Origin of the sequence: Tateyamaria sp. syn59 (assembly GCF_007995245.1) — a bacterium.
GTDB lineage: Bacteria > Pseudomonadota > Alphaproteobacteria > Rhodobacterales > Rhodobacteraceae > Tateyamaria.
This window is the reverse complement of the sequence record NZ_VCBA01000007.1, coordinates 37,251-58,683: the sequence shown is the minus strand read 5'-3', so window position 1 is coordinate 58,683 and position 21,433 is coordinate 37,251. Positions and strand designations below refer to the sequence as shown.

At 60.1% G+C, this 21,433-nt stretch carries 21 protein-coding genes; 4 read left to right on the top strand and 17 right to left on the bottom strand.

Features of this window, described 5'->3' with window-relative positions:
- Positions 1 to 2: 2 nt before the first annotated feature.
- The 8 genes from FD715_RS14450 to FD715_RS14415 form a co-directional block, all read right to left on the bottom strand.
- The gene (locus tag FD715_RS14450; protein WP_147111053.1) at positions 3 to 1,148 is read right to left on the bottom strand and encodes a M56 family metallopeptidase; all 1,146 of its coding nucleotides are present in this window, start codon (positions 1,146 to 1,148) and stop codon (positions 3 to 5) included.
- On the bottom strand, positions 1,135 to 1,530 hold the full coding sequence (locus tag FD715_RS14445; RefSeq protein WP_039683054.1) for a BlaI/MecI/CopY family transcriptional regulator: 396 nt from the start codon (positions 1,528 to 1,530) through the stop codon (positions 1,135 to 1,137). The genes FD715_RS14450 and FD715_RS14445 overlap by 14 nt, the downstream gene beginning before the upstream one ends.
- Before the next feature lie 81 nt (positions 1,531 to 1,611).
- A complete protein-coding gene (locus FD715_RS14440) occupies positions 1,612 to 1,881 on the bottom strand; it encodes a DUF2160 domain-containing protein (protein WP_370455411.1) in 270 nt (89 codons plus the stop codon).
- Between the two features lie 128 nt (positions 1,882 to 2,009).
- Positions 2,010 to 2,807 carry a carbohydrate ABC transporter permease gene (locus FD715_RS14435; protein ID WP_039683056.1) on the bottom strand — a complete coding sequence of 266 codons (798 nt, stop codon included), beginning with the start codon at positions 2,805 to 2,807 and terminating at the stop codon, positions 2,010 to 2,012.
- Complete coding sequence (locus tag FD715_RS14430; protein ID WP_039683058.1) at positions 2,804 to 3,667, bottom strand: carbohydrate ABC transporter permease; 864 nt, start codon at positions 3,665 to 3,667, stop codon at positions 2,804 to 2,806. Before FD715_RS14430 ends, FD715_RS14435 begins: the two co-directional genes overlap by 4 nt.
- Entirely contained in the window at positions 3,664 to 4,746 is a 1,083-nt protein-coding gene (locus FD715_RS14425) for an ABC transporter ATP-binding protein (RefSeq protein WP_147111047.1), read from the bottom strand. Before FD715_RS14425 ends, FD715_RS14430 begins: the two co-directional genes overlap by 4 nt.
- Positions 4,746 to 5,810: an ABC transporter ATP-binding protein gene (locus FD715_RS14420; RefSeq protein WP_147111044.1), complete on the bottom strand. Its 1,065-nt coding sequence runs from the start codon at positions 5,808 to 5,810 to the stop codon at positions 4,746 to 4,748. The genes FD715_RS14425 and FD715_RS14420 overlap by 1 nt, the downstream gene beginning before the upstream one ends.
- A gap of 96 nt (positions 5,811 to 5,906) precedes the next feature.
- Positions 5,907 to 7,640 carry an ABC transporter substrate-binding protein gene (locus FD715_RS14415; protein ID WP_147111040.1) on the bottom strand — a complete coding sequence of 578 codons (1,734 nt, stop codon included), beginning with the start codon at positions 7,638 to 7,640 and terminating at the stop codon, positions 5,907 to 5,909.
- A gap of 394 nt (positions 7,641 to 8,034) precedes the next feature.
- On the opposite strand from FD715_RS14415, the gene FD715_RS14410 reads away from it, so the two are divergent.
- From FD715_RS14410 to FD715_RS14400, 3 genes are read left to right on the top strand one after another with little or no spacing between them, the layout of a single operon-like run.
- Entirely contained in the window at positions 8,035 to 8,781 is a 747-nt protein-coding gene (locus FD715_RS14410) for an ABC transporter substrate-binding protein (RefSeq protein ID WP_147111037.1), read from the top strand.
- Between the two features lie 3 nt (positions 8,782 to 8,784).
- Positions 8,785 to 10,257, top strand: a complete 1,473-nt coding sequence (locus FD715_RS14405) for an ATP-binding protein (protein ID WP_147111034.1) — start codon at positions 8,785 to 8,787, stop codon at positions 10,255 to 10,257.
- Positions 10,254 to 10,646 carry a response regulator gene (locus FD715_RS14400; RefSeq protein ID WP_147111032.1) on the top strand — a complete coding sequence of 131 codons (393 nt, stop codon included), beginning with the start codon at positions 10,254 to 10,256 and terminating at the stop codon, positions 10,644 to 10,646. Before FD715_RS14405 ends, FD715_RS14400 begins: the two co-directional genes overlap by 4 nt.
- 6 nt (positions 10,647 to 10,652) lie before the next feature.
- On the opposite strand, the gene urtE is transcribed toward FD715_RS14400, so the two are convergent.
- Genes urtE through urtA form a run of 5 tightly spaced genes read right to left on the bottom strand, consistent with a single transcriptional unit; the run spans position 10,653 to position 16,656 of the window.
- A complete protein-coding gene (gene urtE, locus FD715_RS14395; protein WP_147111029.1) occupies positions 10,653 to 11,360 on the bottom strand; it encodes an urea ABC transporter ATP-binding subunit UrtE in 708 nt (235 codons plus the stop codon).
- A complete protein-coding gene (urtD, locus tag FD715_RS14390; protein ID WP_147111026.1) occupies positions 11,350 to 12,090 on the bottom strand; it encodes an urea ABC transporter ATP-binding protein UrtD in 741 nt (246 codons plus the stop codon). Before urtD ends, urtE begins: the two co-directional genes overlap by 11 nt.
- Positions 12,087 to 13,343, bottom strand: a complete 1,257-nt coding sequence (gene urtC / locus FD715_RS14385; protein WP_147111023.1) for an urea ABC transporter permease subunit UrtC — start codon at positions 13,341 to 13,343, stop codon at positions 12,087 to 12,089. Before urtC ends, urtD begins: the two co-directional genes overlap by 4 nt.
- Before the next feature lie 3 nt (positions 13,344 to 13,346).
- Positions 13,347 to 15,326 carry an urea ABC transporter permease subunit UrtB gene (gene urtB, locus FD715_RS14380; protein WP_147111020.1) on the bottom strand — a complete coding sequence of 660 codons (1,980 nt, stop codon included), beginning with the start codon at positions 15,324 to 15,326 and terminating at the stop codon, positions 13,347 to 13,349.
- 52 nt (positions 15,327 to 15,378) lie between these two features.
- On the bottom strand, positions 15,379 to 16,656 hold the full coding sequence (gene urtA, locus FD715_RS14375) for an urea ABC transporter substrate-binding protein (RefSeq protein WP_147111017.1): 1,278 nt from the start codon (positions 16,654 to 16,656) through the stop codon (positions 15,379 to 15,381).
- Between the two features lie 197 nt (positions 16,657 to 16,853).
- Between urtA and FD715_RS22545 the strand changes: the two genes are divergently transcribed.
- Positions 16,854 to 17,015, top strand: a complete 162-nt coding sequence (locus tag FD715_RS22545; RefSeq protein ID WP_189799503.1) for a hypothetical protein — start codon at positions 16,854 to 16,856, stop codon at positions 17,013 to 17,015.
- A gap of 15 nt (positions 17,016 to 17,030) precedes the next feature.
- On the opposite strand, the gene FD715_RS14370 is transcribed toward FD715_RS22545, so the two are convergent.
- From FD715_RS14370 to FD715_RS14355, 4 genes are read right to left on the bottom strand one after another with little or no spacing between them, the layout of a single operon-like run.
- A complete protein-coding gene (locus FD715_RS14370) occupies positions 17,031 to 18,632 on the bottom strand; it encodes an ABC transporter transmembrane domain-containing protein (RefSeq protein ID WP_147111014.1) in 1,602 nt (533 codons plus the stop codon).
- Positions 18,629 to 19,693, bottom strand: coding sequence for a DUF1611 domain-containing protein (locus FD715_RS14365; protein ID WP_147111012.1), 1,065 nt, complete (start codon positions 19,691 to 19,693; stop codon positions 18,629 to 18,631). The genes FD715_RS14370 and FD715_RS14365 overlap by 4 nt, the downstream gene beginning before the upstream one ends.
- Positions 19,690 to 20,517 carry an alpha/beta fold hydrolase gene (locus FD715_RS14360; RefSeq protein ID WP_147111008.1) on the bottom strand — a complete coding sequence of 276 codons (828 nt, stop codon included), beginning with the start codon at positions 20,515 to 20,517 and terminating at the stop codon, positions 19,690 to 19,692. Before FD715_RS14360 ends, FD715_RS14365 begins: the two co-directional genes overlap by 4 nt.
- A gap of 3 nt (positions 20,518 to 20,520) precedes the next feature.
- Entirely contained in the window at positions 20,521 to 21,123 is a 603-nt protein-coding gene (locus FD715_RS14355; protein WP_189799502.1) for an aspartyl/asparaginyl beta-hydroxylase domain-containing protein, read from the bottom strand.
- Between the last annotated feature and the right edge of the window lie 310 nt (positions 21,124 to 21,433).

The window sequence follows — 21,433 nt, the reverse complement described above, 5'->3', positions numbered from 1 at the left end:
CTTTAATTCCGGATGCGCCCGAACGTGGACAGGCGATTGATCTCGTCCAGCCGTTCGAGGTTCACGACAGTCGACAGCATCAGACGATCCTGACTCCAGTCTCCGGGGCGTTGAATGGCAAAGGCGGTCAGCATGATGGCCGCAGCCAGCGGAACAAGTGTCGCAAGATACAGCAAGCGGGGCCGACGCAAGCGGCGCATGTCCAGCAGGGATAGGATGCGCCGTTCCAAAAAGCTCATACGCCCATCGCGCAACGCAGACCGGTCAGCGGTAACAAGCGTCACCTTCGGCACCGCCACCACGAACATCCGATCCCGACGCAGCGTCTGCTGGCACACGGCCAGAAGCGTGTCGCAATAAGCGCGCACATCAATCCGTCCGCGCGTCAGGACCTGGGCGTCACAAGACAACTCTCGCAGGTTTTCGACCTGCCGCTTCCACGCATGAAAGGCCGGATTGAGGAAAAAGAACGGCTTGAGCGCTTCAAGCACGATTTCCCACTCGATATCGCCCTGCCGCAGATGCTGGAACTCATGGGCGAGCGACACGCTCAACTCTCGCGATTGCCCCAACATGTGGGACGGAACGACGACATAGTAAAACCACACGCCGCGCGTAGAAAAGGGCACCAGGGTATTGTCAGACAAACGCAAGCGGACGCGCCCGAATTGCCGCCACGCATAGCTCGCCGACACGATCCGGAACAAGCAGAACGTCGAAAACACCAAGCGCCCGACACCAACGGCAAGCCCAACGAAAAACGCAGCGATCACCAGCCACGCGACCCACCCTGCCGCGTTGATCACATTGTTCAAAAACGTGTCCCGCAGATTGACCAACCGTTCAAACTCGGTCGCCTGCATGCTGAAGCCGCCATTCAGGTAGTAAGCCACCACCATGTCCGACAGGTTCACATTGACGGTCTGGGCATATCCGTTTGATTGCAGCGCTGTGAACCCGAGGATCACGAATGGTGACAACACGATCACGACAAAAACACTGTTCAGAAGCTGCAATTGCGTTGCAAAACTGTGTGCCAGTCCAAATCGGTGAAACAAAAATCGCGCAGCGGACCAAAGACCATACGCGACAACCAGAAGAATATTGGCATTGATGAAAGCGTCGAGCAGCGCGTCACCCGGAATCATTTTTCAACCTCCGATCCACAAGTGCCCGGATTTGCCCCAATGCTTCCTCTGTCAGCGCATCATCATTGACAAGCCGTGCGACCAAAGACGCAGGCGTGTCGTCAAACAGCTTCATCGACAGATCCTTGAGTGAACGTGTCTGGTACGCATCCTTGCCCAGCGTCGGCTTGAAGACATGGCGCTTGCCATCCTTGCGGCTGGTCACAAATTCCTTTTGCTCCAGTATGCGCAGGATGGTCGCGGCCGAGGTATAGGCCAGGTTCCGGTCTTCGGGCAGCTTGTCCAGAACGTCCCGTACGGTGCCCTCACCCAGGTCCCAAAGCTCTGTCATGAACTCCAGTTCCACCTCGGTCAGCAGGTCGCTTTTTTTCTTTTGTCTCATGCCGTCCTATCCAAGACGTATCGCTCACTCATTACGCAGGAGTAAGTAAATACGAATTCTTTCGTTTCACAAAACGCTTTCTCACACCTTCCAGAAGACAAACAGGCCCCACAGGATGGCCAGCCCCAGCGGCCCCCAAAGCGGCTGGCCCACCAACCCCAGCCACGCCAGAAAGATATAGGCCGAGCCGAGAAGCGAGATGAACAGCCGGTCCCCCAGCGTCGTGGTCAGGCCCAGAATGCCGCGGCGTTCGACCCCGTCGCGATATTTGAACCCTTCGAGCAGGCCAATAATCGCAATCGCACCGAAAATGCAGCAGAACAGCGCAAAGGTCGCCGGCGTCCAAGCCATCCAGAACGCGGGCCACAAGGGGTCGGTCCACGAAAACCCGGTGTCCTCCTGCTGGTTCGCCACATTGCCCCACCCTTGCGCCCACGCCGTCGCTGGCATCAAGGCAAACAGATAGATCAGTCGTTTCATCACACCCTCCCTAGGGCAAAGCCCTTGGCGATGTAGTTGCGCACAAAGTAGATCACGATGGCCCCGGGGATGATCGTCAGCGTCCCCGCTGCCGCCAACAATCCCAACTCATACCCTGCAGACGACGCCGTCTTGGTCATCTCCGCCGCGATGGGCTTGGCTTGCACGGCTGTCAAAGTCTTCGCCAGCAGCAGTTCTACCCATGAGAACATGAAGCAGAAAAATGCGGCCACCCCGACCCCCGCCTTGATCGTTGGCAGGAAGATCACGACGAAGAAATGCGGAAACGAATAGCCATCGACATAGGCCGTCTCGTCCAACTCCTTCGGCACCCCGCCCATGAACCCTTCCAGGATCCAAACTGCCAACGGGATGTTGAACAGGCAATGCGCCAAGGCCACCGCGATATGCGTGTCGAACAGCCCGACCGAGGAATAAAGCTGGAAGAACGGCAAAGCGAACACCGCCGCAGGCGCCATCCGGTTGGTCAGCAGCCAGAAAAACAACTGCTTGTCGCCCAAGAACCGATAGCGCGAGAAAGCATAGGCCGCGGGCAACGCAACCGCTACTGAAATCACAGTGTTCAGTGACACGTAGATGATCGAGTTGATGTAGCCCCAGTACCAACTAGGATCGGTGAAAATGACCTTGTAGTTGTCCAGCGTAAAGGTCTGCGGGAACAGGCTGAACCCCGACAGGATCTCGTTCGTCGTTTTGAACGACATCGCCACCAGCCAATAGATCGGCAGCATCAGGAAGGCGATATAGAGGATCGGGATAAGGGACCGCTTTCTCATTTCGCGTCATCCTTCGTCATCAGGGTATAGAACAGCCACGACACCAGCAGCGTGATCGCGAAATAGATCAAGCTCATCGCCGCCGCTGGTCCCAGATCGAACTGCCCCAAGGCAATCTTGACCAGATCAATAGACAGCAAGGTCGTAGAATTCCCCGGCCCCCCGCCGGTCAGAACAAACGGCTCCGTATATATGTTGAAGCTGTCCATGAACCGCAGAAGGATCGCGATGGTCAGCACCGTCTTCATCTTCGGCAACTGGATGTAGCGGAACACTTTCCAGGGAGACGCCCCGTCAATCTTCGCCGCCTGATAGTAGGCATCCGGGATCGACACGAGGCCAGCATAAGACAGGAGCACCACAAGCGACGTCCAGTGCCACACATCCATGACAATGATCGTGATCCACGCCGCCAGCGGGTCCTGCGTCATGTCATAATTCACGCCAAGCACATCGTTCATGAAGTACCCAAGCAGCCCGATCTTCGGCAGGGTAAAGATGTTCCACATCGCGCCCACGACGTTCCAAGGGATCAGCATGGGCAGCGCCATCAGGACCAGACAGACAGGCACCCACATGCCCTTCTTCGGCATCGACAGGGCGATGATGATCCCCAGCGGGATCTCGATAATCAGGATCAGGAAGGTGAACAGGAACTGCCGCCCCAAAGCCGCCTGAAAACGGTCCGACCGCAGGATTTGCTCGAACCAATCAAGCCCCTGCCAGAAAAACACGTTGTTCCCAAATGTCTCCTGCACCGAGTAGTTGACCACGGTCATGATCGGCACCAGCGCGTTGAACGCCACCAGCAGCAGGACAGGCAGGACAAAGAACCACGCCTTTTGATTTTCGGTCTTCACTGCGCCGCTCCCTCAACCTCAGTAGAAAGCCAACCATCTCGATACAGGCGCGTGTGAGATGGCCGGAATGCCAAATGCACCTCTGCACCTTGTTCAGGCAGTTCACCTTCAATGATCGCCTTGACCGGCGTGTCGCCCACCATTGCTTCGACCACCGCGTGCCGTCCGACGTCGGACACTTTGCGCACGCGCGCAGGCAGACCCGCGTCGGCAAGGGACACAAATTCCGGCCGGATACCGATCTGGGTCGTGCCCCCCTGCCCGGTCACCGCCCCTTCAAGCGCGACATGTCGCCCTTGGAAACGGGCGCCGCCACCATGTTCCTCGGCAGGCAACACATTCATGCCGGGTGAGCCGATAAAGTGCCCAACAAACGTATGCTGCGGCCGCTCGAACAACTCGACCGGCGTGCCGATCTGCACAACCTCGCCCTCCTGCATGACCACCACCTGATCGGCAAAGGTCAGCGCTTCGGTCTGGTCGTGGGTCACGTAAATCATCGTAGCCTTCACCCGCTGGTGCAGCTCCTTCAGCTTTGACCGCAGCTTCCACTTCAGATGCGGGTCGATGACTGTCAGCGGCTCGTCAAACATCACGACATTCACGTCATCGCGGACAAGGCCCCGGCCCATTGAAATCTTTTGCTTGTTGTCCGGGCTCAGATGGGATGCGCGGGTGTCGAGCATCTCCTCGACCTCAAGCATCGCCGCAATCTCGGCCACACGGGCCGCAATCCGCGCCTGATCCACTCCGCGATTGCGCAAGGGAAACGCGAGATTATCCCGCACCGTCATCGTGTCGTAGATCACCGGGAACTGGAACACCTGCGCGATGTTGCGTTGATCGGGCGGCAGATCGGTGACGTCGCGATCATCAAACAGGATGCGCCCTTCGGACGGGACCAGAAGCCCCGAGATGATATTAAGCAACGTGGATTTCCCGCAGCCCGAAGGGCCCAGCAGCGCGTAAGCGCCACCGTCCTGCCAATCGAGGTCGATTTCCTTGAGCGCGTAGTCCACCGGACCCGACGGATTGGGCAGATACGAATGGCGCAGGTTCGAAAGCGTGATCTTCGCCATCAGGCCACGAGCCTCCCGTCTTCGGAGAAATAAAATGCCTGGCTGGCGTCCATGTAGAAATCATGCGCCTCGCCAACCTCGTAGGGGTGCACCCCGTGGGCCAGGGAAACCCACCCTTCTGCGCCCAATTCGAAATGCGCACTGGACTCGGACCCGGACAATTCGGTTACCAAAACCTTACCGGATAATTTCACATAATCTGTCCCCGCGGGGACAGGTGTGACGTGATGCGGGCGAATGGCGAGCGTGTAATCCCCATCAGCCAAGTCCGCCGCAGCCCCCGAAACAGTCCAACTCGCGCCCGTATCCAACGTCGCGGTAGTCCCCACCTTCGACATCCGCGCAGCATTGATCGGCGGGTCCGAGAAAACACGGGCTGCTGTCAGATTGCCAGGTTTGCGGTAAATCTCCGCCGTCGGTCCGAACTGCGTGACAACCCCGTCATCCATCAGCGCAGTCCTACCGCCGAGCAGCAGCGCCTCTTCCGGTTCGGAGGTCGCATAGACCACCACGGCACCCCGCTCCGCAAACAGCTCGGGCAACTGCTCCCGCAACTCCTCGCGCAACTTGTAGTCAAGGTTCGCCAGCGGCTCATCCAGAAACACTGCCCGGCTTTCCTTGGCAATCGCACGGGCCAAGGCACAGCGCTGCTGCTGCCCGCCCGACAGTTCCTGCGGGCGGCGGTTCAGCATGGGGCGCAATTGCAGGATGTCGGCCGCCTCTTCCACACGGCCCTGAATTTCGGACTTCGCCATGCCTGCAACCCGCAAGGGGGAGGCGATGTTATCGAAGACTGTCATCTGCGGATAGTTGACAAAGAACTGGTGCACGAGGCTGATGTTACGCTTCTGCGTCGACAGTTTCGACACGTCGCGCCCGTCCATCCAGACCTCGCCCGACGCCAGCGGATCCAGGCCAGCCATCAGCTTGATCAGGGACGTCTTGCCCGATCCGGTCTGCCCGAGCAGGACATTGAAATGCCCCGTCTCCAGCACCAGTGAGGTCGGCTTGATATGGGTGATCCCGCGGATCGTCTTGACCGCCGATTTCAGCTCGATTGTCATTTTTTGGAAACCTTGTGTCCGTAAAAGGCCGGGGCTTCGTCATGCCCCGGCCCAAGTCGGCCCGCCCCCACTCGACAGGGGCGGGCCCACGGGGAGTTACTGCTGCCAGCGCGCGACCAGCTCGTCGTAGTTGACGGTCTCGCCCTGCGGCTTTTCGTTCTCCAGCTTCGGCTTGGCGCCGCCATTGGCGAACCACCACTCCGCGTCGCGCTCTTCGTTCAGGCGCGGGCCGCAGCCACCATAGACACCAGCGGCTTCATCCGCTTGCTGCATCCGGGCCATTGTGATGTCCATCTCCTCGGCCAGACGGTCCATCGCTTCCTGAGGCGTGAAGGCGCCCGAGTTCACGTCACCGATCTGCTGCCACCAGATTTGGGCCAGCTTCGGATAGTCCGGCACGTTGATGCCAGTGGGCGACCAGGCCACGCGGTCGGGCGAACGGTAGAACTCAACCAGCCCCCCCAGTTTGGGGGCACGTTCAGTGAACGACTCATGGTTGACCGAGCTGTCGCGGATGAAGGTCAGACCCACGTGGGACTTTTTCACGTCGACAGTCTTGGACGTCACGAACTGAGCGTACAGCCAGGCCGCTTGCGCGCGGTCCGAAGGTGTGGATTTCAGGAAGGTCCAAGACCCAACATCCTGGTAGCCAACCTTCTGCCCTTCGGTCCAGTATGGTCCATGCGGGCTGGGCGCCATCCGCCAGAGCGGCATGCCATCCTCGTCCACCGTGTTGTTGCCTTCGGATTGCGGCTTGACCATGTCGGCGGTGAAGGCCGTGTACCAAAAGATCTGCTGGGCCACGTTGCCCTGGGCCAAGGCGGGCAGCGACTGGTAGAAGTCGTAGGAGGCCGCTCCGGGTGGCGCGTAGGCGCGCAGCCATTCGTCCCACTTGCGGATCGCGTAGACCGCCGCCGGCCCGTTTGCAGCACCACCGCGGGTGACGCTTGCGCCGTTGGGGTTGCAGGATCCGGCTTCCATGCGGATGCCCCATTCGTCGATGGGCACGCCGTTGGGCTCACCCACAGAGCCGGCACCGGCCATCGACAGCCAGGCATCGGTCATGCGCCAGCCGAGGTCGGGCGCGCGTTTGCCGTAGTCCATGTGGCCGTAGATCGCGACGCCGTCGATTTCCTTGACGTCCTCGCTAAAGAACTCGGCGATGTCTTCGTAAGCGGACCAGTTGACCGGAACACCGAGTTCATAGCCGTACTTGGCCTGGAACGCGGCCTTGTACTCCTCGTTGTCGAACCAGTCCTTGCGGAACCAGTAGAGGTTTGCGAACTGCTGGTCGGGCAGCTGGTAGAGGTTGCCGTCGGGGCCCGTGGTGAATTGGATGCCCATGAAGTCGTCAAGGTCTAGAGTTGGGCTGGTCGTATCCGCCCAATCCCCCGCCATCTGTTCGGTCAGGTTGTAGGCCAGTTGCAGGCGCGAATGCGTGCCGATCAGGTCGGAGTCGTTGACATAACCGTCATAGAGGTTCCGTTGCGTCTGCATCTGCGTCTGGACGGCCTGCACCACTTCGCCCTCACCGAGGATCTGGTGATTTACCTTGATCCCGGTGATTTCTTCGAACGCCTTCGTCAGCACTTCGGATTCGTACCCGTGGGTCGGAATGCCCTCGGACAGCACGTTGATTTCCATACCGGAAAACGGCTCAGCCGCCTGAATGAACCACTCCATCTCCGACATCTGCTCTTCTTTCGTGAGCGTGGATGGCTGGAATTCCTGATCAATCCATTTCTGGGCTGCTGCCGTGTCGGCAAAAGCAGTCCCATGCCCCGCAATGACTGCACAAACAGCCGTCGCGGAGAGAAGATACTTGCGCATCTTTAATCCTCCCAGATTTCTATGTGAGCCGGTTTTTGCCGACTGTCTTTACGTTAGGCGCAAAGTAAAATTTCTGTCAAACTAAAAAGTTAGTAGAAATTTCTAAATTAAATACAGTACCTTGTGCCCTTCCAGCATCTCCAAAGCCCTTTGAAGGACACAGATCATGTCCAAGATGCAGCGGCCTGCGCGCGTGGGCACCGCAGCACCGGCGCTTGTTTTCGGACAGGCAGATGGCCGGGCCTCCGGCTGGGATGTGGGTGCGGCGGCGATGTCCTTAAGATCACGCTGTCCCCACTTTTCGCACACGCACCTGCCACCTTTAATTGAAAATTAAGCGAACATAGCGTTTTCATGTCACCACTTCTCCAAACGATTTCGGGGATCGGACGACATGAGACTTCTCTACCTTTCGCTGGCGGTTTGGGCCTGCCTTGTGACAGCCATCCATGCGGACGACGGCAAGCCGACCATCCGCGTCGTTGCAGATGAATGGCCGCCCTTTTCAGGGGCCGAACTGCCGGAACAAGGTATGTCTTTGCATGTGATTTCGGCCGTTTTTGAACATGCCGGATACACCGTCGTCAGCGATGTCCTCCCCTGGGCCCGCATCATGGATGGTGTGCGGCGCAACGAATATGATGTTGTGGGCAGCCTGTTCTTCGATCCGGGTCTGACCGAATTTCTTGAATACTCGCAGCCGTTCTATGCAACGGATGTGCAACTGGTCCAACGGATCGGAGGCAGCCACAGTTTCACAAGCGTTGCAGATTTGGCCCCCCACTCCATCGCTGTAGGCGACGGTTTTCTGTACGAGGATGAGTTCGACAAGGCGGATTACCTGAACAAGGTCACCGTCACGACAACCCTGCAAGCACTGCAGATGGTTGCGTTTGGCCGTGCGGATTTGACGTTGGACAGTGTGGATGTGGTGAACTACGCCATGCGCACGCTTGACCCATCCTTGGACGACCAGCTCGAATTCGTGCCGGGCGTCATGACATCGCAAGAGGTTCACATGGCCATGAGAAAGGACTTCCCGAACCGCGACCAAATCCTGTCCGACTTCAACGCATCATTGCAAGCGATGCAAAGCGACGGAACACTTTCCGACATCCTTGCCGTGCATGTTGATCCGTAACTGATGACGTTCGTTCGCAGAGCGCTGAGAGACAGGCTGGGTCTGCGCCTGGTGGTGATGACCCTGCTGGTCAGCACTGTCTTTTCGGCCTTTGCCGCCGGAATACAGCTATACCTCAGTTACCAACGCCAGGTCGGGGCCGCCTTTCAGATCGTGGATCGTGTCAGTGCCACCTCCGTGGATCCGTTGCAGAACGCGCTATGGCAATTCGACTTTGACCAGGTCGATATCATTTTGCGCGGCATCCAGTCGGATCCGGCGGTCGCCCATGTCCAGTTGCAATCCACGACCGGACACATGTTCGAATATGGCGATCCGGAATACACCGAACGGCGCAATGAATTTGACCTCGTCCGCGATTTGAACGGGCTGAACGAACCCATTGGAACTCTGACGATCTACCTGTCGCTCGACAGCATATGGGCAGATCTGTGGGCGCAGTTCTTTGCACTCGTCGGCACCAACCTGATCAAGGCTTATCTCGTCGCCTTTGCGCTCCTGTTACTGTATTATTGGACGGTGACGCGCCATCTGACGGACGTGGTACGTCAGGTCGATGCATCGAAATCGCGGGCCACTGCGCTTGATCTGACGCTTGACCGCAGTCCACGGCATCGAACCGATGCCATCGACAGAATTGTTCTGGCGCTGAACGACATGAGCCGACGCTTGACGCAGCAGATTGACACGCTCGAAAACGAAGTATCCCAGCGCAAGAAAGCCGAGAGGGACGCCGTTGCCGCGTCCATGGCTCGCAAAAGGTTTCTGGCAAATATGAGCCACGAGGTGCGCACGCCCCTGAATGCAATGATGGGCCTGTTTCAACTGATCGAGATGTCGGATGTGCCAGAACGCCAGAAACAGCAGGCCGCAACGGGGCTGGAGGCCGCGCAAGTGCTGCTGGCGCAACTGACGAACGTCCTGGAGGTGTCCCGGCTGGAGGCGAACGCGGTGAAGCTCCACCCGAAAGAGACGAACCTGGCCGCGATTGCGCAACAATGGTGTGACACCGCGAACGGGTCCGTCAAACGCTATGGCAAGGAGATCGAGGTCAAGGTCGCTGTCGCGGACGATTTGCCTGAAACGGTGTGTATGGACAACAAACGGGTCAGCCAGATCGTGCACAATCTTTGCGACAATGCAGCGAAGTTCACGACCAGCGGTACCATGCTGATCGACCTGCGTCGGGGCCAGCATGGCGAGGGCCATCGGGGTATGATTGAAATCTCTGTGTCCGACACGGGCCCTGGGCTGTCGCCCGAAGATGCAGGCAACGTTTTTGAACGATTTCTGCAGGTCGATGACAGCCTGACACGCCGCTACAGCGGCACTGGCCTCGGCCTGTCCATCAGTTCTGACCTTGCGAAACTGATGGGCGGACATCTTGAGGTTGCAAGCCCATCGCACTATCTCAACTATACCACAACGTTCACTCTACGAATCCCCACGCAGGATATTGAGGAGGCAGCGGCATGACTGCACCATCCAAAAAGGTCCTTCTGGCGGAGGATGACAGCTTTACCCAGTACATGATGAGTGAGATTTTTCACACGTTGGGCTATGAGTTCGAAATCGCCAAGGATGGCCAGGAGTGCCAGGAAAAGGTGCAAGCGGACCCAGACGCCTATGGCGTGATCCTGATGGACATTCATATGCCCAAAGTGTCCGGTCTGGACGCCACCCGCAGCATTCGCAGCGCACTCTCGGACCCGCCAAAGAATATTCCCATCATCGCGGTAACCGCCGACGCCGATTACCATGATGATGGCGCCATTTCATCGAACGGCATGAATGGATACTTGCGCAAACCGATCGTTGCGTCAGAGATCAACGCCATCGTCGATCGGTACTGCGTGGCGAGCTAGGCGCGATCAGACAGAAACAGCGCGCAAAAGCGCGGCGCGTTCGATACCCGACTTGGGTCCTGCCAGTTTGACGGCCCCGCGTTCGAGCACTGTGAACCTGTCACCCAAGTCAAAGGCGAAATCGAAATACTGCTCGACCAGAACAATTGCCATCTCACCCCGTTCGCGCAGGGTAGAGATGACGTTACCGATTTGTTTGATGATGTTGGGCTGAATGCCCTCGGTGGGTTCGTCCAGCAACAAGAGTTTGGGCTTCGTCACCAACGCCCTTGCGATGGCAAGCTGCTGCTGTTGCCCGCCCGACAGGTCGCCACCGCGCCGGTGGAGAAACTCCTTTAGAATGGGGAACAGCTCGAAAATCTCGGACGGCACGCGCCGTTCTGCGCGCGGCAGGCAGGCAAAGCCGGTTTCTAGGTTTTCCTGAACGGTGAGAAAGGGAAAGATCTCGCGCCCCTGCGGGACGTATGCGACGCCCCTCTGGGCCAGCGCGTGCGCGCTGAGCTTTCCGATGTCCTGCCCACCCAGACGGTAGTGCCCGCTGCTGCGCGCATGGGTGCCCGAGATCGCCTTGAGCAGACTGGTTTTCCCGACCCCGTTGGTGCCCATGACGCAGGTCACTTCGCCCGTCTGCGCCGACAGATCCACGCCGCGCAGGATTTCGCTGCCGCCATAATGCAGCGTCAGCCCTTCAATTTCCAACAGGTTACCGGCCAAGATACACCTCGATCACCGCTTCGTCCGATGTGACATGGTCGATGGACCCTTCGGCAAGCACCGACCCTTCGTGCAGGACCGTCACTTTGCAATTCAGGCGGCGCACGAATTCCATGTCATGCTCCACCACAACGACGGCCCGCGTCTTGGCCGCTTCCACCAGAATTTCAGTCGTGTGTTCACGTTCCGCCGGGGTCATGCCTGCCGCGGGTTCATCAACCAGCAACAGTTTGGGCTCCTGTGCGAGCAACATCCCGATCTCAAGCCACTGCTTCTGGCCGTGGCTCAGCTCCCCCGATTTACGGTCGAGGGCGGCCGACAGACCAATCTCTTCGGCCAGTTCGACGACGCGCTTTTGATCTGCGCCAGACGCTCGGAAGCCCAGCACGGCCAGAGGCCCCCGTTTTTTCTTCAGCGCCAACATCAGGTTTTCAGCGACGGTCTGATCCTCGAACACGGTTGGGCGCTGGAACTTGCGCCCCACCCCTGCCTGCGCGATCTGGCTTTCGGACATGGACAGCAGCGATTGCGACTTCTCGCCCCAAAGCACGTGTCCCTCATCCGGCCGGGTCTTGCCTGTCACGATGTCCATGAAGGTCGTCTTTCCGGCACCGTTGGGTCCGATCACGGCGCGCATTTCGGCCTCGCCGATCTGGAACGTCAGGTTGTTGATGGCTTTGAACCCGTCAAAGGACACGGACACGCCCGAGACTTCGAGAAGAGTACTCATTTCTCTGCCTCCTTCTCGCGCAGGGCACCGACGTCGGGCCCAAGGTCCGCGCCGTGACGATTGGGCGAGGTGCGCGCCGCGATCAGGTCAAACAGCCCGCCCAGCCCCTTGGGTGCAAAGAGTGTCACGACCACGAAGGACAATCCCAACAGAACGGTCCACCAATTGACCCACTGGATCGTATAGAAGCCCAAGTTGATGTCCGGCGCCTGTCCCCCGGTGAAATAGGTAGACAGCAGCGACACGAAAGCGGCGCCGATGACCGCCCCGTAGAGCCGCCCCCTGCCCCCGATGGCGACCCAGACGGCGAGGTAAATCGAAGCGATGGGCGCAATCTCTGCCGGGTTGATGATGCCGGCCTGCGGATAATAGAGCGCGCCGGCGATTGCGGCGATCACCGCTGTCAGCGTGAACACGAAAAGCTTGTACGCCTCTACCGGGTAGCCGAGGAACCGAACGCGGCTTTCGTCGTCGCGGATGGCGCGGATGACCGACCCGAACTTGCCTGAAACGACCCACGTACACAGAACAAAGCCGAGGCCCAGCGCCAGTGCAGAGGCCCAGAAGAACCAGATCGATACAGTCGACTGCGGCACGTGACCGAGGCCCGGCAGGTTCTGCAGGCCCGACAATCCGTTGTTGCCGCGCAAGCCGCTGTCATTCTGGAAGAGATACAGCGCCAGCGCGAGCGTCATGGCTTGGGTCAGAATCGAGAGGTACACGCCCGTGACCCGGCTGCGAAAGGCGAGCCAGCCAAAGACCAGTGCCAACAGGCCCGGTACCAGAACGACTGCGGCCAGTTGCAGCGGCAGAGAGTGCGCGAATGCCCAGATCGGCGGGAATTCGGAGGCACCGACCACACCGAAAATCTGTGTCGCAATGCCGTCCGAGATTTCCTGCGCGGTGGGTGGTAAGGGTGCGGCAGCCAGGCTTTGCACCACGATAATTTCGGTGCGGGCATACATCAGCCACATTCCGATAGCGTAGCCGCCGATGCCGAAGAATGCCATGTGCCCGAGGCTGAGGATACCGCAATACCCCCAGACAAGGTCCATGGCGAGCGCCACGAGGCACAGGCACAGCGTCTTGCCCAGCGTCTTGATGAAGCTGGTCGAAATGACGCCGATCCCAAACCCTTCGGACAAGACGGTGATGCCAAGTGTGAAGAGCGCGAGGCAGCCCAGAAACACCAGCACGACCGGGTAGCGTTTGACGATGGGCTGGCGTGCGGGGGCGAGCGTTGTGTCTGTCATCGCTTACGCCTCCGCCGCGCGGCCCTTGAGGGCGATGATGCCCTTGGGCCGGAACTGGATGAACAGGATGATGAAGAGGATCATATAGGTTTGTGCGGCCAAAGTGTTGGACGGGTTCAGCCACTCGATCCCCTTTTGCAATGTGCCCACCATCGTGGCGCCCAAGAGCGTGCCCCAGATGTTGCCGACCCCGCCCACGACCACGGTCATGAAGGATTGCACGATGTAGTCGCTGCCCATCTCGGATGTGACCTTGGCGTAAAGCCCAATGGCAACACCCGCGATGCCGGCGATGCCCGAGCCAAAGCCGAAGGTCAGCATGTTAATGCGGTCGGGGTTGATGCCCATAGACGCAGCCATGCGCGGGTTCTGGGTGACCGCCCGCACCTCGAGCCCGAGCCGGGTGCGGTTCATCACGATCAGGAACAGGGCAAGGAACAGGAGCGCGAGGACGAAGATTGCAATACGAATGTAGCTGATCGACACGATGTCGTTGAAGACCAGCGAGCCGTCGAGCCAGCCTGGGGCCGTGAGTGGGCGGGCTTGCGTGCCGAAGATGTTTTTGGCGAGTTGCTGCAAGGCGATCGAGATACCGAAGGTTGCAAGCAGCGTTTCCAGCGGGCGGTGGTAAAGCCAACGGATCACCAGCCGCTCCATCGCGACGCCTGCGCCGAAGGTGACAATGAAGGCGAGCGGTATGGCGAGGAGGATGCTGAGCGTGTAGTCGGGCACGAAAAGCTGCACGACGTAGCCGGTGTAGGCGCCCATCATAATAAACTCACCGTGGGCCATGTTGATGACGCCCATCACACCAAAAGTAATGGCCAGGCCAATGGCCGCGAGAAAGTAGATCGACGCAAGTGACAGGGCGTCTAAGCCGAGGTCGATGGTCTGGTTCACAGCGACCTTGTTTTCGATGCCGGTCAGGACGGCTTGAGCGGCGAGTGCGATCTCAGGCGGCACAGCGCTGTAGCGTTCAAAGAAAACGAATTGCTCCAGCACTTCGCTCACTTCGGCGTCTGTCGCGGCGGGTTCCACGGCGCCCAGCCGTACCAATTCCGCATAAGCGAGGTCACGGCTGGCTTCGGTGTCGAGTGACGCCACCTGGATGCCGCCCACGCGGTCCCCGTCGATATTGGCGATCAGCGCTGCCTTCTGTGCGTCGCGCGAAATGCGCTCAACGGCCAGTTCTCTGGACACGAGCAGGCCGTAAGCGGCATCGACGCTCAGCGCCTCGGAGCCTGGGGTCAGGGTGCGCACGACGTCAGCGTCTTCGGGAACGGTCGTGTCAACGTCCAGCTTCGTGACGACCAGGGGGTTCAGCGCCGCGCGCACTTCCACGCTCAGGTCACCCGAAAAGCTCTCGATCGCGGCGATGCGTTGGGCTTCGTCCTTGTCGAACTGGATGGTCAGAAGCCGTTCGAGGCGCGCCATTCTTGCTGCTATGTTTGGGTTATCCTCGGCCTCGACCACAGCGCGCAGCGCGGCGAGGTGAGTTTCGTCAGCATCCCGTTCAATGGCGTTCAAGGCCGCCCTGCGCGCCGCCGGATTTGGATCGGTCAACTGGAACCGCACAAGCGCCGCGTTGATCAGCCCACGAATGCCGCTGTTGGGTTTGAGTTGCTTGTAGGCTTTGTCTTCGAATTCGCCCAGCGCCTCACCGGTTGCAAAATCGAAGGTGCGGATCGTGCGGCGGTCGATCTCTTCCGCGTAGACGAACAGTCCGGTTTCCTCGTTCAGCCACATTTCCTTGTCGCGCCAGCGTTCCAGCACGGTCTGCGCCTCGTCGAGACCACTGGCGGCGAGCGCATCAATGGCGGGGCCGATGGTGCGGCGCGAGCTTTTGGCGATCACCTCACCATGGTCTTGCAACAGCCGTTGTATAGGGGCGTCCACCTGCTGAGCAGAGACGGACAGAGCGGCCAAGGTCGCCGCAAGAGACAAGGCCGCAACAAAGAGATGGCGGAAAACCGACATTGGCATCCAATCCTAGATGGTGATCGGGGGCGGCGATCCGCCCCCGAAAGGTGTCAGGTCAGTAGTTCGACTTGATCTGCACGCAGCTGGATGTCTCGGTGTTGTACATCCCGCAGCCCAGCTCTTTCCAATCCGACACCAGAACGGCCGATTCTGGCAGGAAGTCGGTCCAGGCATCGCCGGGCACTTCTTCGGTCTGGCTGATGATGTCGAACTGGCCATCCTCGAGGATCTCACCGATCAGGACCGGTTTGGCGAGGTGGTGGTTCGGCAGCATGACAGCCGTGCCGCCTGTCAGGTTCGGGAATTCCTGGCCGTACATGGCTGTGCGCACAGCGTCCACATCGGTGGTGCCCGCCTCGGTTGCCGCGTTAACCCACATGTTGAAGCCGATGTAGTGCGCTTCCATTGGGTCGTTGGTCACACGGTCTTCGCCCATGCGGGCCTTCCATGCTTCAACCCAACCCTCGTTGGCTTCGGTGTCAGCGGACTGGAAGTAGTTCCAGGCCGCGAGGTGACCGACCAGGTTCGACGTATCGAGCCCGGACAACTCTTCTTCACCGACGGAGAAGGCCACGACCGGGATGTCATCAGCCGAGATGCCGGCAGCGGCCAGCTCTTTGTAGAAGCCAACGTTCGCATCGCCGTTGATGGTCGAGATCACGCCAACCTTTTTGCCGTCAGCGCCCAGCGCCACTACGTCAGCCACGATCTTGGACCAGTCGGAGTGACCGAAGGGCGTGTAGTTGACGAAGATGTCTTCGGCCGGGATGCCCTTTTGCTGGAGGTAGGATTCAAGAATGTTGTTCGTGGTCCGCGGATACACGTAGTCGGTACCGAGCAGCGCGAATTTCTCAACTTCCAGTTCTTCGAGGAAGTAGTCGGTCGCCGGGATTGCCTGCTGGTTCGGTGCGGCACCGGTGTAGAAGACGTTTTTCGAGCTTTCCTCGCCCTCGTACTGGACGGGGTAGAACAGCAAGCCGTTCAGTTCTTCGATCACGGGCAGCACGGATTTGCGCGACACGGATGTCCAGTTGCCGAAGATCACGTCGACCTCGTGCACGGTCAGCAGCTCGCGCGCCTTTTCAGCAAAGAGCGGCCAGTCAGAGGCCGGATCGACCACCACGGCTTCAAGCTGGCAACCCAACACGCCACCGGCGGCGTTTTGCTGCTCGATCAGCATTTCCATTGTGTCTTTGAGCGTCGTTTCCGAAATCGCCATCGTCCCGGACAGCGAGTGCAGAACGCCGACCTTGATCGGGCAGTCTTGTGCAACGGCAGGCAGTGCTGCCATGACGGCCAAGGCAGCGGTTGTGGTGAATAGTCTTTTAGACATCTGTGTCCCCTTGCGTGTCGCGCAGGGCGTTGCATTCGGAATTCCAAACATCCATATGCCCCCCTACGCATCTGATGCGGAGTGCGATGGTGTTCCACGGTTTCCTAGGCCGACGCCATCGCACAATCTTTGAGCGTTGCCGCCCGCCGCAAGTGGTATCGTTCTCACCTGTATTCTCACGCGCTATCGCACAATAAATGAGCCAAAATGGTCATTTTTGCACTATTTTTGCGCTCTCAATTCTCGTTCGCATAAAAAATCAGCGCTTCTGGCTTTTTGCCAATCTGCAATGTGCGCCGGATACGCCTGCCCAAGTGAATGCCGTTTGGGTCAAACGTATCGGCTCCAAGGAAATGTGAGTTTTGTCATTCGCATCACGCTGCCGCGGCAGTCCCATCGGACTTCAGTTCCAGGTGCAGCGGTGCGCCCAGTTTCAGCTGAGCCTTCTTGTCGGACGTCACGATCAGAAGGCCAGCGCCCAGATTGTCGAAATGCGCAATCAGATCGGCTAGCGCTGCACCCTCCAATCCGATCTCATCCGCGTCAACCAACGCAAGATCGGGACGGGCGATCAAGCCGCGCGCCGCAAACAGGCGCCCGCGTTCAGTCGCAGTCAGGTTGCGCCGTCCTTCGGCGACCTTGCCGTCCAGCCCGCCAAGACGATCTGCGGTGGCGCAAAGGCCCGCGCGGCGGATCACATCTTGCAACACGTCATCTTTGGGGGTGCGGCCTGTACCGAGCGTCAGCTCGCGGCGCAACGATCCCTTCAAAGTCGGCGCATGCGCCCCGAGGTAAAGGATGCGACCACCACGCAGCGCTTCGGGCGTACTGCCCAGCACCGTGAGCGTGCCGTCACTTGGAGGCGCTTCGAACCCGGCCAAGGTCAGGAGCAAACGGCTCTTGCCAGAGCTTGCGGGGCCACACAGACGCCGCATCGCGCCGCGCGGCAGGTGAAGATCAACGGGCGCAGTACCGGGCCATTGCACGCCGTCCATTTCAATGGCCGGTGCCTTGGGGTCAGCCTTCTTCCTTTTGACGGTAGGCATCCGAGGGGTGGCCAGCACCGCATCCAGTTTCGCACGCGCGACACCAAACGCTTTCTGCCGGTCGCGCGCATCCGCGAGGTGGCGCAGCGGCCAGACAACCAGCGCAAGGGAGGTGAGCGCCGCAACCGCATCGGCAACGCCGAGGCCGAGGTCCAGACAGACCCACAGGCACAACGCCCCTGCAATACCTGCCGCCGCATCGGGCATGGCGCGCACAGTTTCGGCAAGCCAGGCACGCCAGACCGCGGCGCGCGCGATCTTGCCCGATTTGGCGTCAAGCGCACGCAATTCTGTCTTGACCCGGCCCGAGCGGCGCAGGGCAATCCCTTGCGGCAGGCGTTCGGCCATATCTGCGGCCATGCGGGCCCGCTTGGAACGGAGCGTGGCATGGGCAGCGGCCAGGGGGCGGCCAAGCCAGAAGATAGCGACCATGACGATGCCGATCGGAACGGCGGCGGCGAGCGCGAGACGCGGCTCGAGCCAGTAGAGGATGAGAAAGGCCGCGGGAATCGTCGCCCCGGCCGAAATGAAACGGACAAGACCGCGCGCAACCCAGCCCTTGAAGGCCGTCAGGTCGCCGACATAGCGCAAGGCTGTCGCGCCCGCACGGCGGCGCGCCATGGCGCTGGCAGGCATCTTGGTCATGTGAAGAAACAGGGTGCGACGGATCGCGGCCGCATAGCTTTGGCCGGTGCGCTCTCCAATTGCGCCTTCGGCTGAACGGAGCGCGAAAATCGCAAATCCCGCCACGACCATGGCCACAAGGGCCTGCATGGGAACAACACCGCTCCCGTCCCGCAACGCACCGATCACGTCGCGGGTCGCAAAGGCGGTTACAACCATGGTGACCGCCTGTCCGATCGCCAGGAAGACCAGGGCGCACAGCCCCATCCACCGGCGATCGGCTGTTATGGCCGGTCTGCGGCTCATGCCACATGCTCCTGGCAGGCTTCTGACAGCAGGTTGTGCAGCGAACCGGCCGTTGCCGGGTCGGACAGATCCTCCCGCGACAGGACGGGCAGACCAAGCGTTTCCGCCTCTCGTGCGGCCAGCGGCGCCTGCGTCATCAGGCCGGTCTGCGCAATCGGCGTGATGTCGTGTTCCGCGAGCCAGGCCAGCGCGCCGCGCGATGCCAGCGCGCCGGGTGCAGCCAGAACAAACGCGTCAAACAGGGCACAGTAGTTGGGACGGCTCAGCAGCTCTGCCGTTTCGACCTGGGTGACGCCATCAGCAAGCTCAACGATTGCGATGTCGCAATCCGATGCCGCAGACAGCAGGGTGCGGGTCAGTGTCTCGATCTTGTCCACCGGCTGACGGAACGTCGAGGCAAAGCCTGCATCCGTGAAGTCGAGCGTGCGTGCAGCGCCCGCCGCTTCGTATTGATGCACATCACCGAACGAACCCGTGCCCGTGGCCTTGATCGCAGCCACCTTGTCGCCGTAGCGGGTGAACCCGTTCACCAAACCGGCTGCGGCAGCCGTCTTGCCTGCGTTCATGCCGGTGCCAAGTACGCCAATCACCCGTGCAGGCGCAGGCCCATGGCTGGGGGCGAGGGCAAACTGATCAAGGTTCAGCACTTTGCCATCTGCATCCGCCAGACGTCCGATCACAGACAGGCTCGTCGGGCATTTGACCCGGCCATTGCGCGACAGCATCGTGCCGATAACGCCGCCACCAGCGAGCAGATCGGCACTTTCCAGTGAGAGTTCTGCAATGCCCTCGAACTGATCCTCGGCAAAGCGGTCGCCACAGGCCAGCACGATGCGATCCTTGGGATACAGTGCGGAATAGCGCCCGTCGCTCAGCTGCAGCCGCTTGTGGCTGCCGATGTCCTGAACCTCGGCCAATACAAGGTCGCCGGACCGTACGGCACTCAGGTCTCCATCCAGTTTTTGCACGGCCCCACGGCGCACGCGACGTGTGACAAAGCTCCATTTGGCGCCCGCGATCTGCGGGCCCGCGTCAGTATTCATATCAAGAAGATGCATCATGCCACCTTTTTAAGTTGGGCCTGCCCGCGAAAGGGCAGGGTTTGGGGTTGGGGAGTGAAATCAGGGACGAATGCGCGATCCAGCCGCGCATTCGCGACACAGTCTGAAAAGCTGTGAACGCAGTTAGGCATCAGTTCAAAGACCACGCGCGGCTGCACACCGACCCGCCGTGCGGCACGGATGACCGCTGCGCTCCAGCGACGCGCACGCGCCACCCGGTTCGCGCCTTGCAGCGCGTTGAGCTCCGGAGTCTGGCGCAGGTTCCTGTCCTGTTGGACATCAAGGGACCCCACGGAAACGCGGATATCGCGATCCAGGAAGCGTTTGAGGTTGGCACGAAAACGAAACTCGTGCGCATTGCATCCATCACCGATGGCCAGGGGAAAGGAGCCGCGCGCATCGGGAAAGGTCCACCAGCCCGGCGCCACAAGGCATAGCCCCGCGACGTGATCAGGATGGAGCCAGGCAAAGCGGTGCGCGAATTGGGCGCCGCCGGAAAAGCCCGACATATCCGGACGGCCTTCGCCGATTGCACCGTCATCCCGCAGCACGCGCAGCAGGGACAGCAGCGCCCAGTCCGACCGTTGCTTGCACGCCGCGCGCTGATACCGGCGCCAGGACGTGAGGTCGAAGATCGGCAGGACAATGGTGCGCCCGGTTGCGTCCGCCCGCGGTGCAAGCAGGTTTGCCATAACTTCCGTCTCGCGGTTCAGACCGTGGACCGCGACCACGGGGGGCCGGCCCTTGTCACCCGCGTCGGGCTGAATAACCCAGGCGCTTGGAACAGCGCCCGGAATACCATGTCGAAAGTGAATACGTGACATCGCTCAGGCCGCCTTTTCGAGCTTGGCACGCGCGCGTTCGGTCGCGGCAGCGGCCTTGGCACGCATGTCAGCGGGCAAGAGGTCGAAGATGATGTGGATACGATCCTCGTCGCCATCGTTGAACGCTTCGTGCATCTGGTCGTTGTCAAACCACCACAGCTCACCCTCTTTCATCCGGACCTCTTCGTCGCCCGCCTTCATGAACGACCCGGCAGAGGACTTGAGAACAAAGTGGTAGCGGCCGCGGAACCGGTAGTATTCACCACGGTCGATATGCGGATAGACACGGCGACCCGCAGGCAGGCACACGATCTTGGCACGGCTCATATCCGCGTCGAGTTCGGTGGCCACATCCTCGATAAAGGCCCGAGCGATGGGAAACCGGATGGAACCGGTGGTCCAGCGGCTTTCATGAACGTCCCGGCGCTTGCGGCCCAGAAGCATCGACTTGCGCAGCCCGCGCAGGGGAACAGCCAGTGCCTCGCGCTGCACGGCAATCTTGTCCTGGCGGCCGGTTGCCTGTGCCCAGGCATCATCGACGCTGGCGATCTCGTTCAGGAACGGTGTGACGTCAACGTCGCTCCGGATCCGCTTGAAGTATTTCATGTCTTTCTCCTTGGTGCTGTGCACGGACCACCGCGGTGCGTGCTGTGAAAATGAGGGGGATGCAGGGCGTGCACCGGGCTGTTCCAATACCTGAAGCAGGCGCTGGCACTTCGATCCGCATAGGGCGGCACGCGGGCAATCGGGAACGGGATGAAGGGTGTTGCACATCACGCGACCGCCTTTTGCTGATCGTGACGCGCAAGACCGCTCTCGGTCGTAAAGGCCCGGGGTCCGCAATCCGGGACCCCGGTGTACCGCGCGCTCAAGGTCAGAAACAGGTCCGTGAGTGATGGACGCGCAGCGTAGGCAA